Source organism: uncultured Nevskia sp. (genome assembly GCF_903885465.1).
Classification (GTDB): Bacteria; Pseudomonadota; Gammaproteobacteria; order Nevskiales; family Nevskiaceae; genus Nevskia.
Map to the genome: position 1 here is coordinate 1 of NZ_CAISIQ010000449.1, position 13,375 is coordinate 13,375.

Annotated in this window: 13 protein-coding genes and 1 pseudogene; all 14 read right to left on the reverse strand. The window is 64.2% G+C overall.

Features of this window, described 5'->3' with window-relative positions:
- Positions 1 to 1,127, reverse strand: a 1,127-nt coding sequence (gene atpA, locus QZY06_RS17395; RefSeq protein WP_295686399.1) for a F0F1 ATP synthase subunit alpha, incomplete at its 3' end; no start/stop codon positions are given.
- 84 nt (positions 1,128 to 1,211) lie between these two features.
- The gene (locus QZY06_RS17400) at positions 1,212 to 1,748 is read right to left on the reverse strand and encodes a F0F1 ATP synthase subunit delta (RefSeq protein ID WP_295686400.1); all 537 of its coding nucleotides are present in this window, start codon (positions 1,746 to 1,748) and stop codon (positions 1,212 to 1,214) included.
- Positions 1,748 to 2,221, reverse strand: a complete 474-nt coding sequence (locus QZY06_RS17405; protein WP_295686402.1) for a F0F1 ATP synthase subunit B — start codon at positions 2,219 to 2,221, stop codon at positions 1,748 to 1,750. The genes QZY06_RS17400 and QZY06_RS17405 overlap by 1 nt, the downstream gene beginning before the upstream one ends.
- 48 nt (positions 2,222 to 2,269) lie before the next feature.
- A complete protein-coding gene (atpE, locus tag QZY06_RS17410) occupies positions 2,270 to 2,545 on the reverse strand; it encodes a F0F1 ATP synthase subunit C (protein WP_022976122.1) in 276 nt (91 codons plus the stop codon).
- Positions 2,546 to 2,643: 98 nt separating this feature from the next.
- A complete protein-coding gene (gene atpB, locus QZY06_RS17415; protein ID WP_022976123.1) occupies positions 2,644 to 3,453 on the reverse strand; it encodes a F0F1 ATP synthase subunit A in 810 nt (269 codons plus the stop codon).
- Positions 3,453 to 3,800 (reverse strand): ATP synthase subunit I, encoded by a 348-nt coding sequence (locus tag QZY06_RS17420; RefSeq protein WP_295686405.1) that lies wholly within the window; start codon positions 3,798 to 3,800, stop codon positions 3,453 to 3,455. The genes atpB and QZY06_RS17420 overlap by 1 nt, the downstream gene beginning before the upstream one ends.
- A 325-nt stretch (positions 3,801 to 4,125) precedes the next feature.
- Positions 4,126 to 4,911 (reverse strand): SDR family oxidoreductase, encoded by a 786-nt coding sequence (locus tag QZY06_RS17425; protein WP_295686407.1) that lies wholly within the window; start codon positions 4,909 to 4,911, stop codon positions 4,126 to 4,128.
- Between the two features lie 91 nt (positions 4,912 to 5,002).
- On the reverse strand, positions 5,003 to 5,848 hold the full coding sequence (locus QZY06_RS17430; RefSeq protein WP_295686408.1) for a ParB/RepB/Spo0J family partition protein: 846 nt from the start codon (positions 5,846 to 5,848) through the stop codon (positions 5,003 to 5,005).
- Positions 5,849 to 6,640 carry a ParA family protein gene (locus QZY06_RS17435; protein ID WP_295686409.1) on the reverse strand — a complete coding sequence of 264 codons (792 nt, stop codon included), beginning with the start codon at positions 6,638 to 6,640 and terminating at the stop codon, positions 5,849 to 5,851.
- A gap of 98 nt (positions 6,641 to 6,738) precedes the next feature.
- Entirely contained in the window at positions 6,739 to 7,386 is a 648-nt protein-coding gene (gene rsmG / locus QZY06_RS17440) for a 16S rRNA (guanine(527)-N(7))-methyltransferase RsmG (protein WP_295686410.1), read from the reverse strand.
- A gap of 127 nt (positions 7,387 to 7,513) precedes the next feature.
- Positions 7,514 to 7,966 carry a CoA-binding protein gene (locus QZY06_RS17445; RefSeq protein ID WP_295686411.1) on the reverse strand — a complete coding sequence of 151 codons (453 nt, stop codon included), beginning with the start codon at positions 7,964 to 7,966 and terminating at the stop codon, positions 7,514 to 7,516.
- 8 nt (positions 7,967 to 7,974) lie between these two features.
- Positions 7,975 to 8,703: a response regulator transcription factor gene (locus QZY06_RS17450; protein WP_367275672.1), complete on the reverse strand. Its 729-nt coding sequence runs from the start codon at positions 8,701 to 8,703 to the stop codon at positions 7,975 to 7,977.
- 70 nt (positions 8,704 to 8,773) lie between these two features.
- The gene (locus QZY06_RS17455) at positions 8,774 to 12,043 is read right to left on the reverse strand and encodes a response regulator (protein ID WP_295686413.1); all 3,270 of its coding nucleotides are present in this window, start codon (positions 12,041 to 12,043) and stop codon (positions 8,774 to 8,776) included.
- Positions 12,044 to 12,162: 119 nt separating this feature from the next.
- Positions 12,163 to 13,375, reverse strand: a pseudogene (locus tag QZY06_RS17460) (hypothetical protein); the annotation flags it as partial.

Below are 13,375 nucleotides of genomic sequence, written 5' to 3' on the forward strand. Positions count from 1 at the left end.
ATACCGGCGTTCATGGCGGGACGGATACCGGCGTTGAACAGATCGGTTTCGAGGAAGATCTGGCCGTCGGTGATCGAGATCACGTTGGTCGGCACGAAGGCCGAGACGTCACCGGCCTGGGTTTCGATGATCGGCAGCGCGGTCAGCGAACCGGTCTTGCCCTTCACCGCACCGTTGGTGAATTTTTCGACGTAATCGGCGTTGACGCGGGCCGCACGCTCGAGCAGGCGGGAGTGCAGATAGAAGACATCGCCCGGGTAGGCTTCGCGGCCCGGCGGGCGCTTCAGCAGCAGCGACACCTGACGGTAGGCAACGGCCTGCTTGGAGAGATCGTCATAAACGATCAGCGCATCTTCGCCACGGTCACGGAAGTATTCGCCCATCGTGCAGCCGGAGTACGGCGCGACGAACTGCAGCGCGGCAGCATCGGACGCCGCAGCGGCGACGACGATGGTGTGCGCCAGCGCATTGTTCTCTTCAAGCTTGCGGACGACGTTGGCGATCGACGAAGCCTTCTGGCCGATGGCGACGTAGACGCACTTAATGCCGGTGGACTTCTGGTTGATGATCGCGTCGATCGCCATCGCGGTCTTGCCGGTCTGACGGTCACCGATGATCAGTTCGCGCTGGCCGCGGCCGATCGGGATCATCGCGTCGACGGCCTTGTAGCCGGTCTGCACCGGTTCATCGACCGACTGACGGGCGATGACGCCCGGGGCGATCTTCTCGATCGGGCTGGTGCCGTCGCTGACGATCGGACCCTTGCCGTCGATCGGACGACCCAGCGCATCGACCACGCGGCCGAGCAGGCCACGGCCGACCGGCACTTCGAGAATGCGGCCGGTGGTCTTCACCGTGTCGCCTTCGGTGAGGTGCTTGTAGTCACCGAGGACGACGGCGCCGACCGAGTCGCGCTCCAGATTCAGTGCCAGGCCGTAAGTCGGCTCGCCGCCGACGCCCGGGAACTCGAGCATTTCGCCCTGCAGCGCGTCGGACAGACCGTGGATGCGGACGATGCCGTCAGCCAGCGACACGATCGTGCCGGTATTCCGGGCCTCGGTCGCGGCCGCGAAATTCTGGATGCGGCTCTTGATCAGGTCGCTGATTTCGGAAGGATTCAGTTGCATGTCATGTGCTCGGTTCTAGCTCGCCGTTTTGGGCCACGGCAGGCCGGGAAATTAGTTCGAATCCGCCGAATGAGGTTCGGGGATTCAGGCAATCAGCTGCTGACGCAAACGATCCAGTTCGCCGACGGCCGAGCCGTCGATGACCAGATCGCCAGCGCGGATCACGGCACCACCCAGCAGGCTTTCGTCGACCTTGGTGGTCACATTCAACTTGCGGCTCAGGCGCTTGGCGACTGCGTCGATCAGCTCGGCCAGACGCGCCGGCTCGACCACCGATGCGGTGGTGATCTCGACGTCGATCGTGCTTTCCGCCTCGGCGCGCAGCGCTTCGAACTCGGCAGCAATCGCCGGCGCCAGCTTCAGGCGGCCGTTGTCGATCAACAGATGCAGCAGGTTCGAACCATCGGCGCCGATCTGCGGGCCGATGGCCTCGACCAGGGCCTGCGACAGCTGACCCTTGCTGACCGCCGGATGGCCGATGGCAGCAGCCACCGCCGGATCGCTGACCGCGTCAGCCAGTCCGCGAAGAATCGCCGACCAGTCGCCGAACCGCGATGCATCGCGCGCGAGCTCGAACACCGCTTTCGCGTACGGCCGCGCCAGTGTGCTCAGCTCGGCCATCAGACTTTCGCCGCCAGCTCAGCAATCAGCTCGGCGTGGGCGCCGGCATTGATCTCGCGCTTCAGGATCTTCGAGGCACCGGCAACCGCCAGTTCACCGACCTGCTTGCGCAGCGCATCCTTGGCCTGCGTCACTTCGCGAACAACTTCAGAGTGGCCGGCGGCAACGATGCGAGCCTTTTCGGACTCGGCATCGGCACGCGCCTGCTCAACCATCTGAGTCGCCTGCTTGTTCGCGGCGGCAACGATCTCCTGAGCCTGCGTACGCGCAGCCCTCAGAGTTTCGTCACCGCGCGAGGAGGCTTCGATCAGCGCTTTCTGACCCTTCTCCGCCGCAGCCAGACCGTCGACGATGCGCGCACGGCGCTCGTCGAGGGCCTTCGTGATCGGCGGCCATACGAACTTCATCGTGAACCAGACGAAGATCGCGAACACGATCATCTGGCCGACGATGGATGGAATACTGGCCTGCATCGCTTAGGCTCCGTAAAAGAGGATCAAACAGCCTTCAGACAGAGCGCTTTACTGCGCAGCGGTCTGAACGACGGCGAGCAGCGGGTTCGCAAACATCATCAGCAGGCCCATGGCAACGCCGATGATCGCGACCGCGTCGAGCAGGCCGGCGATGATGAACATCTTGGTCTGCAGCATGTTCGCGAGTTCCGGCTGGCGAGCGGCGCCTTCCAGGAACTTGCCGCCCAGCAGGCCGAAGCCGATGGCGGTACCGAGGGCTGCCAGACCGAAGATCAGACCGATGGTCAGCGCGGTGTTGGCTTGGATTTGGGCGACGAGTTCCATGAAGTGCTCCGTTGGGGTTCTGCGTTGAAAAGCGTTAATGGTTTTTACTGAAAGGGTGCTGCGGCAGCTACAGGAAGCTACTGCTTGAAGGCGACTGCTTAATGGTGCTCAGCGTCGTGATTCTCGTTGGCCATGCTCAGGTACACGATGGTCAGCGTCATGAAGATGAACGCCTGCAGGGTCACGACGAGAATGTGGAAGATCATCCAGCCCATACCGGGGATGACCTGCGCCCACCAGGGCAGCAGCGCGATCAGGATGAAGATCAGCTCGCCTGCGTAAAGATTGCCGAACAGTCGCAGTGCCAGCGACAGCGGCTTGGCGAGATATTCGACGGTGTTCAGGATGATGTTGAACGGCAGCAGCTTGGCGCCGAACGGATGAGTCAGGAATTCCTTGGCGAAGCCGACCACACCCTTGGACTTGAAGCTGTACCAGAAGATGAAGAAGAACACCGACAGTGACAGCGCGAAGGTTGCGCTCATGTCGGCGGACGGCACCACACGCAGATGCTCAAGGCCGAGCACATGCTCGCTGAACAGTGGCAGCAGGTCGACCGGCACCAGATCCATGCAATTCCACAGGAATACCCAGCAGAAGATGGTCAGCGCGAACGGCGCGACGAAGGAACGGTCGCCCTTGAAGCTGTCCTTCACCGAGTTGTCGACGAATTCGATGATGACTTCGACGAAGTTCTGCAGCTTGCCCGGCACGCCGCTGGTGACACGCACGGCCGCAATACGGAACAGAGTCAGAAAAATAAGACCGAGTACCGTCGAAAACACTAGGGTATCGATGTGCCAGTTCGTCATAGAGACGAAACCCGCATCGTGGTTCGACGTCAGATGCATCAAGTGATGCGAGACGTATTCCGCTGGAGTCTTGGCTGCGCCGCTTTCTGCTGACATCACGAATCCCAGGTCAGAGCCCACCAGTAAACCAAAAGCGCAACCGCGAACGTTGTAATCAACGGTGCGAAATTGCTGCCGAATATTTTGACTGCGACTGCAAACAGCACGACCGACAGCGCGAACTTGCGCATCTGCGCGCGGAAAAAGTTCGTGACCACCAGGTTGGGGTCATCGGAATGTTTACCGAACGTCTTGAGCGCTGCATAAAACGTCAACGTTGCTGCAATTCCCCCGCCCACCGCCGCCGCCAGTCCCGAATGGATTCCACCGATCCAAGTCCAGATCACGGCACCCAGCAAGGCGATGAAAAGCTGCTGCTGGGCGATTCGTCTGGCTGTTTTCATGCGAGCTTTGAGCTCCGCAATGAGCGCCGGGAGGCGTCGAGGCGCGCGGAGTATACGCAGCAACAACACCGATCTTCAACCATCACGTCCTGAAATCCCTGCAATCGTCGCGCATTACGTTTTTTATAGGCTGTGTCATGCCGATGCAATCTGTCATCGATGTGAGACTTCTGGTTCACATCAGAACCATGTCCGGAAGACGCCAAATAACCGTAAAGCCCATGAATGGTGCGTTGCGGCAATCAGACCGCCCTGATCGAGATCCTCGAACTGCACCAGCTTCGTGACAGACGACGGCTCGAAGACCTGCAATCGGCAGCAGGTTTCAGGGCTTCATCAAGCGGCCGACCAAACGGGTCAGCAGCGCACGCGGCACGATCGCGCTCGCCGCCGCGCTGATTTTCATCAATCCGCCCGGCACCACGAGGCGGCTGCGGCCCGCCAGACCATCGAGGGCGGCATCGACCACGGTTTCCGCCGACACCATGGTGCCGGCCGGCACTTTCTTGCGCAGATTGTGAGCGCCGGTCGCTTCGAAGAAGCCGGTATCGACCGGCCCGGGGCAGACCGCCATCACGTGCACGCCGCGGCCGCGCACTTCTTCCCATAGCGCATCGCTGAACGAATAGACGAAGGCCTTGGTCGCGGCATAGACGGCGAAGTACGGCATCGGCTGGAACGCCGCCGATGAGGCGATATTGATAATGCCGCCGTGCTTGGTTTCCAGCATCGCCGGCAGGAAGGCGTGGGCGAGATCGACAACCGCGGCCGCATTGAGGCGGATTTCTTCGGCTTCACGGCCCGCGTCCTGCTTCTCGAACGCACCGGTGGTGCCGAAGCCGGCGTTGTTGATCAGCAGATCGACATGCATTTCCAGCGCATCGACCGCCTTCTTGAGCTTGGACCCGCATTCCGGCTTCGACAGATCGGCAGCGATTACCTGGATGTTGCGACCGGTTTCGCGGGTCAGCTCGCCGGCCAGTGCGCGCAGCTTGTCTTCGGAACGGGCGACCAGGATCAGATCGGTACCGGACCGGGCGAGTGCTGCGGCGAAGGCAGCACCGATGCCGCTGGAGGCTCCGGTGATCAGAGCGGTCTTGTATTGCGACATGGGCGAGTCTCGTATCGGTTCAGCGCGGGATGCTGCGCCGCCGCAGTGTACGCACTGCGATTCCGAAACCGGGATTACCGCGAAGCCGCGCTCAGCGCAGCAGCTTCAACACCTGCTGCAACTGCGCATTGTTGTCGAACGAGATCACCAGCTTGCCCTTGCCACGCGGAGACTGGGTCAAGGTCACCGGCAAGCCGATGCGTTCGCCGATTTCGCTGGCGATCGGCGATGGCGGCAGCGGTACAGGCGGAACCGCCGGCGGCCGCGACGACGCCATCAGCAGCGCTTCGGTCTGGCGCACGGTCAGTTCGCGTTCGACCACCTGCTTCGCCAATTCCGCCTGCCGGCTCGCCGTCGCGCCCATCAGCACCTTGGCATGGCCAAGCGAGATCAGGCCGTTGCGAACCATCATCTGGACGCCAGGATCGAGATCGATCAGGCGCAGCAGATTCGAGATCGAAGCACGCGACTTGCCGACCGCATCGGCGGCCTGCTCATGGGTCAAACCGCAATCGTCGATCAGCCGGCGCAGCGCTTCGGCTTCTTCGAGCGGGTTCAGATCGGCGCGCTGGATGTTCTCGACCAGCGCCACAGCCATCGCCGCACGGTCTTCCATCTTGCGGACCACGGCAGGAATGACCGACAGGCCCGCCAGCTTCGCCGCCCGCCAGCGCCGTTCACCGGCCACGATCTCGTGCTGGCCGCCTTCGATCTCGCGAACGATGATCGGCTGGACCACACCCTGCGCCTTGATCGATTCGGCCAGCGCTTCGAGCTGGCTCTGATCGAAGCTGCGCCTTGGCTGATGGCGGCCGGCGACCAGACTGTCCAGCGCCAGTTCGCGCAGCTCATCGCCCGCCGTTTCCACCGCCTGCGGCTGCGAACTGCCGAGCAGTGCGTCGAGACTGCGGCCCAATCCCCTTTTCTTGACCGACATTTATTGGTTTTCCAGAGACATCTGCCCGCCATCATGGCGGCGCAGCAATTCCCCGGCCAGCGCCAGATAGGCCTTGGCTCCGGCGGACGAAGGATCGTAGGTGATCGCCGGCAGCCCGTGACTCGGCGCTTCGGCCAGACGCACGTTGCGCGGCACCAGGGTGCGGTAGACCTTGTCGCCGAAGTGCTGCAGCAGCTGGGCCGACACATCGTTCGACAGGTTGTTGCGCGGATCGAACATGGTCCGCAGCAGGCCTTCGATCTCCAGCCGCGGATTGATCACCCGCTGGATCTTCTTGATCGTGTCGACCAGCGCGGTGAGCCCTTCGAGCGCGTAGTACTCGCACTGCATCGGGATCAGCACGCCATCGGCAGCGACGAAAGCGTTGACGGTGAGCTTGGAAAGCGCCGGCGGGCAGTCGATCAGGATGTAGTCGTAATCGATGGCCACCGATTCCAGCGCCAGCTTCAGCGCGAAATCACCCGCCGGCATCTCGCGCAGCTTGATTTCGGCTTCCGTCATGTCGGCATTGGCCGGCATCACGCCGAAGCCGAGACCTTCGGGATGAATGATCACTGCCTGCGGGGTGACCGCTTCGAGCAGCACGTCGCGAACGCTGTAAAGCAGGCGGTACTTGTCGACGCCGCAGCCCATCGTCGCATTGCCCTGGGCATCGAGATCGACCAGCAGCACGCGCCGCCGCGTCGCCGCCAGCGAAGCCGCGAGGTTGATGGTCGTCGTGGTCTTGCCGACGCCGCCTTTCTGGTTGGCGATCGCGATGATGCGGGTCATGGGCTGGATCGGTACGAGTTTGCGGAAGTGCTTAGGATGGCACTTCCGTGCACCGATCCGGCGGGCGGCAGCCCCGGGGGGCCGCAGAAGGATAAAGCTTACGTGGCTCGGATGATCAGCAACTGGCGCATTTCATCGAGACCAGGCACCAGCAGGCGATGGGTCGACTCGATCGCGAAGCCCGGCGGCAGGCCGGCTTTTTCTGCCGTATCGACATGCGCCTTCATCGACAGCCAGCGCGTGTCCGGGCCACCGAGATGCTGGGTCACGCCGATGTAGTCGGCGAGGCTGGCGAACGCGCGGCTGATGATCAGCGGATAAGGTTCGGCAGGCTGATGATCCTCGGCGCGGCCTTCGAACACTTCGGCATTCGGCAGCGCCATGGTGCGGATCACATGGCGCATGAAGCGGGCTTTCTTGCCGGCGGAATCGAGCGCGGTCACGTTCAGATCAGGCCGGACGATCGCCAGGATCAGGCCCGGAATGCCGGCGCCGCTGCCGGCATCGAGCATCCGTGCACCAGGTGCGTAGGCCGGCAGCGCCTGCAGCACCGCGAGCGAATCGAAGACATGGCGGGTGACCATCTCGTCGACGAACTTGATGCCGCTCAAGTTGTAGGTCGCGTTCCATTTTTCCAGCTCGCCGAGATAACGCATCAGCGGCTCGGTCAGGCCGAGATCCAGCCCGAAGCGTTCCAGCCCTGCGCGCAGGCGTTTTTCGCTGTGCGGATGCTTGCTATCGCTCATCGGCGTGACCGGGGCACAGCGATTGGCGATGGGTTCGAACAGCAGGCGGGCATGGCACAGGTAGGGGAATCAGGCCGCGCAGTATAAGCCCGAGGTTCCGAGCACCCAGCCTGCGTCTTTCCGGGCATCAAATTGCCGGCCGCGCACCGCGCCGCTGCTGCTCGACCATCAGGCAGCGATCCTGCACGACGAGGATACCGGCCTCGGCCAGCGTCAAGGCAAAGGCATCATCGCGAATGCCGGTCTGCAGCCAGACCGCACGCGGCTTCGCAGCGAGCAGATCATCGAGATGACCGGGCAAGGCGGCCGGCAAGCGGAATACGTCGACCAGATCGATCGGCCCCGGCACATCGACCAGGCGCCGATAGACCGGCTGGCCGAGGATCACCGTGACGTCACGGTAGTAGACCGGCACCGGCACGATCTCGTAACCAGCGGCGGCCAACGCTGCCGGCACGTAATGCGCCGGCTGATCGTCATGCGATTCCGGCTTGATGCCGAGCACGGCGATGCGCCGCGTCGCCGCCAGCAGCGTGCCGATCTCGGCGGATGTTTCAAGCAAGTTCGGATGGTGGTTCATGATCGGTTTCAGCGGCCGTGGTTCGGGCCGTTCGAGGGCAGGTATTGATAGCCGCCGCCGTGGCCGCGCACGGTGCGGATCACGGTCGGATCGCCGGGGACGGGTTCGATCTTCCTGCGCAGCCGGGTGATGCGCAGATCAATCGCGCGATCGAACACTTCGCCGGGATCGGTGCCGGACAGCTTCAGCAGCCGGTCACGCGACAAGGTCATGTTCGGATGCTCGGCAAACGCGCACAACAGGCCGAACTCCGCGCCGGTGATCGGCAGGATCTCGCCTCGGTTATCGACCAGACGACGCCGCGCCCGATCGAGCCGCCAGCGACCGAACCAGGGTTCGCCGTCTTCCGCCGGCGTGGCCGCTGCCGGCCGATGCCGGCGCAGCACGCTGCGCACGCGGGCCAACAGTTCGCGCAGATCGGCAGGCTTGGCAACGTAATCGTCAGCACCGAGTTCGAGACCGACGATGCGATCGGCCAGCGCATCGCTGCTGGTCAGCATGATCAAGGGCACATCGGAGCCGGCGCGCAACCAGCGCAGCACGCTCAGACCGTCTTCATCGGGCATCACCAGATCAAGGATCACGCAGTCCGGCGGGCTGCTCGCAAACAGCGTGCGCAGGCTGACGCCGCCGTCACAGGGCAGCGCCGAATAACCCTGGCCAGTCAGGTAATCGACCAGCAGTTCGCGCAACAGCGGGTCGTCGTCGACGATGGCGATCCGGGGTGACAGGGTCAGGCTCCTCTGGGCAGGCACAGCTTCGAACTGCGCGGCCAAAGATTAGCCTGTCATCGACGCCAAGGCGGATTCAGCCAGCATCGAGCTGCCGGCGGATGATGTTGCGAAGGCCGACATCGAGTCGATCGAGCACGATCAGCCGCAGGCGGATTTCGTCGGCTGCGGCATCGCTCAACAGGGCCTGCTCGAGCTGCGCGGCAACATCCGCGACATCGACGGCACCGAGCGTTGCCGCCACGCCCTTGGTCGTGTGGGCAGCACGTTTCGCGGTACCGGCAAAGCCTGCAGCAAGCGCTTCTTCGATCTCCACCGCGGCGCGCGGCGTCTCGAGATAGCGCTGCGCCAGCTTCGTCCACAGCGCCTGGCTGCCGCCGAGGCGCTCGATCGCGGCGGCGAAATCGCAGCCGTCATCGCCAGCCACCGAAATGGCCGATGGCGGTGCCGCCGGCAGCATGGGCCTCGCTGCTGCCACTGGTGCGGGCCGGGTCCAGTGCGCCAGTAGCGCGTACAGGCGGCGGACATCGATCGGCTTGCCAAGATGGTCGTTCATGCCGGCGGCCAGGCAGCGCGCGCGGTCCGCCACCATCGCGTTGGCGGTCATCGCGATGATCGGCAGATCGGTCAAGGTGCCGCCGAGCGCGCGCAGACGACGCGTGGCTTCGAGGCCGTCCATCAGCGGCATCTGCAGATCCATCAGCACGGCATCGAAGCGCTGGGCACCGGCCATTTCGACGGCAACGCGACCGTTCGGCGCAATGCACACCTCGACCCCCGCCGCCTCGAGCAATTCACGGGCGACCTGCTGATTGATCTCGTTGTCTTCCGCCACCAGCACCTTCAGGCCGCGCAGCGAAACCGGTCGCGGCAGTTCCTCGCCAACCGCGGGCGCCGGCGCCGCCGGGCTGCCGAAGGCATCGAGAATGGCGTCGAGCAGCAGCGACGGATTGACCGGCTTGACCAGAAAGCCGTCGAGCCCGACTTCGCGCGCCTCGTGCTCGATTTCCTCGCGACCGAACGCGGTGACCATGATGATCAGGGGCGGCTGCGGCGGGCCCAGCGCGCGGATCCGCCGCGCCGCTTCGATGCCATCGATCTGCGGCATCTGCCAGTCCATCAGCACCAGGCCGAAGGGATCGTGACGCGAGCCCCGGACCCTCGCCACCGCTTCGATGCCATCGCGGGCGATGGTGACGCGGAAGCCGAAGTCGGCGAGATGGCTGTCGAGAATTTCACTGGCAATCGGGTTGTCATCGACCACCAGCACACGCAGATCACGCAACGCTTCCGGCACGACGCGCGCCGCCGGCGTGGCCGCCACCCCAAGGCGCACCGTGAAGCGGAAACAGCTGCCCTGCCCCGGCTGGCTGTCGATGCTGATGTCGCCATCCATCATCTCGACCAGACGCTTGCAGATCGTCAGCCCCAGGCCGGTGCCGCCGTAGCGGCGCGTGGTCGAGGAATCGGCCTGCGAGAAGGCGCGGAACAAGCGGCCGATCTCGTCCTGACTCATGCCGATGCCGCTGTCCTCGACGGCAAAGCCGAGCCGCACCTCGTGCTCGCCGCGCTCGACGACACTGACCCGCACCACGACGTCGCCAGCATCGGTGAACTTGATCGCGTTGCCGGTCAGGTTGGCGAGGACCTGGCCGAGCCGGAACGGATCGCCGATCAGCGCATCGGGCGCACTGGCGTCGATATCGAACAGCAGTTCCAGGCCCTTCTGGGCAGCATGCACGCTGAGCATGCCGGACAGGTTCTCGAGCACCGCGTGCAGCTGGAACGGTGTCGCTTCGAGCGACAGCTTGCCGGCTTCGATCTTCGAGACATCGAGCACGTCGTTGAGCAGCTGCAACAGCGATTGCGCCGAGCTGTGGATTTTGGCCAGATAGTCGCGCGCCTGCGGCAGATCACGGGCGCGATTGCCGAGCTGAGACAAGCCGAGAATGGCGTTCATCGGCGTGCGGATCTCGTGGCTCATGTTGGCCAGGAACTCGCTCTTGGCGCGGCTTGCGGCCTGCGCCGCTTCGGTCGCCGCAGTCAATTCCAATTCCAGCGCCTTGGCGTGGCTGATGTCCTGCCAGACACCGGTGAACGCGGTACTGCCGTCAGCCTGGCGACGCGGCATGCCGATGGTGCGCAGCCAGCGCAGTTCGCCGGTCTTCAGATGGCGAATCTGGAAATCGCGGCGCATCTCGGTCTGGGTCTCGATCGACTCTGCCGTCGCCGCCAGCAACATCGACAAGTCATCCGGCAGAATCGCCTGGATGACCTGGGCGTTGAGCCGCGCCGGATCGTTCGAGGGCTCGATGCCGGCCAGTTCGCGAATGCCTTCACTGACGAAGGTGGTTTCAAACTGGTTGTCGCCGAAGGCTCGGAAGCGATAGACCAGCCCCGGCACCGCCTTGACGATTTCGCTCAGGCGTTGCTCGGTGGCTTCCAGTTTCTGCCGGGTGGCGACTTCGGCGCTGACATCGAGCGTGAAGCCGCTCCAGGCGACCGAACCATCGTCCTGCGGCACCGGCTTGGCGAAGGTTCGCAGCCAGGCTTCGCGATCGCCCGCCACCTTCGAGCGATAGGTGACTTCGATGTTGCGCTGCTCCCTGGCGCCGAGCATGAAACCGCCGACCAGCTTCGCGCGGTCGGCGCCGCTGACCAGGCCGATCAGGCTCATCGGATTGTTCAGCACCTCGTCACGGGTCTTGCCGAACAGAGAGGCGCCCTGGTCGCTGATCATCGTGTAGCGGCCGACTTCGGTCGGCGCCATGCGGTACTGGTAGACGACGCCGGGCAGCGAATCGGTGATCGCGCGCAACTGCCGCTCGGCGCGCTCGGCGACATCACGCAACGAGCGTTCGGTGGCGATCAATCGTTCGCGGCTTTCGATCTCGTCGGTGACATCGTTCCACCAGCCATTCCAGAGAAAACCGTAGTCGGTCTTGCGCGGCGTGGCCGAGGTGCGCATCCAGCGCTGCACGCCATCGGGCCGGATGACGCGGACATCGACCGAGAACGGCTTCACGTCGACGGCGGACTGCACATAGGCCTGGTAGAGCAGCGCCGAATCTTCCTGCAGCACCAGCCGCGGCGGCAGCATGGGATCGTCGAGCACCGCCTGCGACTCGATCCCCAGCAGTTCGTGCACCCGGCTGCTGACGTAGTGATAGCGGATGCGCCGATCGCGATCCATGCTGAGCTGGAACACCGCGCCGGGCAGCGATTCGGCCAGATCGGCCCAATCGGCCAGGTTGGCCTGATGCCCATCGCCCACCGCCGCACTCAGCCGGCTGAGGTCGGCGTCCGCCGGCGTGTCGGCGGGGAACGGTGAGTCGGCATCGGTCATCGCAACGCTTCGGTCCGGGTTCGTCGCAGCACCTGCATATCTGCAGAGAGTACGCAGCGCTGGTATCAGTCTGATGTCACCGCGCTGACACATGATGTCAGCGCGGTGTCAGGGGCAGTTCAGCGGCGCAGCGACGCGCCCGGATATTCGGCCGGAATCAGGATCGGCAGTTCGATGCCGGTCGCCACGGCGTCGTACGGGTTCGGCGCCGAGAGCAGGCTGCCGTCCAGCGATGAACCGAACGCCGGCAGCGAAGTGCCCAGCGCCACGTTGACGACATTGGTCAGGTTCGGGGCGCTGGTCGCGCTGAGGATCGCCGCGTACTGCACCTGCTGCTCGTAGAACAGCAGGCCGACCTCATCGCCGTCCTGCAGCTGTTCGCCGATCGCCGGCAGTTCGATGATGTTGTTCTGGTGACCACGATTGAAGGTATGCAGACCTTCGACGAAGGGCGTGACCTGATCATCGACGAGGATCAGCGAACCATTGCGACGGATGCCGACGCCGACAAAGGCAATCGCCGCGCGGGGCAACACGTTGGGGCCACCGACGACACTGATCGAACTCATGCGAGGCACGCCGGCCAGCACTCGGCCGCTGCCTGCGATCGTGGTCACCGGCACGAAAGTCGGTGCACTGGACAGCACCGCGCCCACGTTGACCGTCGCCGTTTCCAGTCGCGCCGGCACGCCGCCGGCACCGGTCTGCGAACCGACCGGCATGGCATCGAGCGCCAAGCCTGCGGGCGTGCCGCCGGGCTGGCCGGCGACCGTGTCCGCCACCGAAATGCAGACTTTCGGAATGCCGTCGAAGGCGGCGGAATTCACACCCTTCAGCCAGTGGTCGTACCAGGCGAGGATGCTGTCGAGGCCGATCACAGTGCCGCAGTTGGCTGTGCCTTCGATCTGGTTGGCGAGCGGATTCATGTGCCCGCCTTCGGTCGACAGCAGACGCACATCGGCGCCGGTCGCCGCGAAGTAGTCGGCGTTGCGCTTGGCTTCGGTGAGGTTGAACAACACGTCGCGATTGCCTTGTAGGAACAGCGCCGGCACCCGTCGCAAAGTCGCACTCGTTTCACCGAAACCCCAGGGCTGGCCTGCCGCCTGCTGCGTCTCGAAGTAGCGCGTGCTGTGGCTGTAGAAGAACGGATTGACCTCGGCTTCATCGATCGTCCGCGGCCGTGCCAACGGCCGGCCGAGGGCGGTGACCAGATCGTCACGCGTGCGAATCGTCGAGGCGAACAGATTCTGCACGCCGACCTGATTGCACAGTGCCGCGACCACCGGCGTGTTCTCGACGCCGCCGGTCGCACCCAGCAGGCACAGCAGGCCA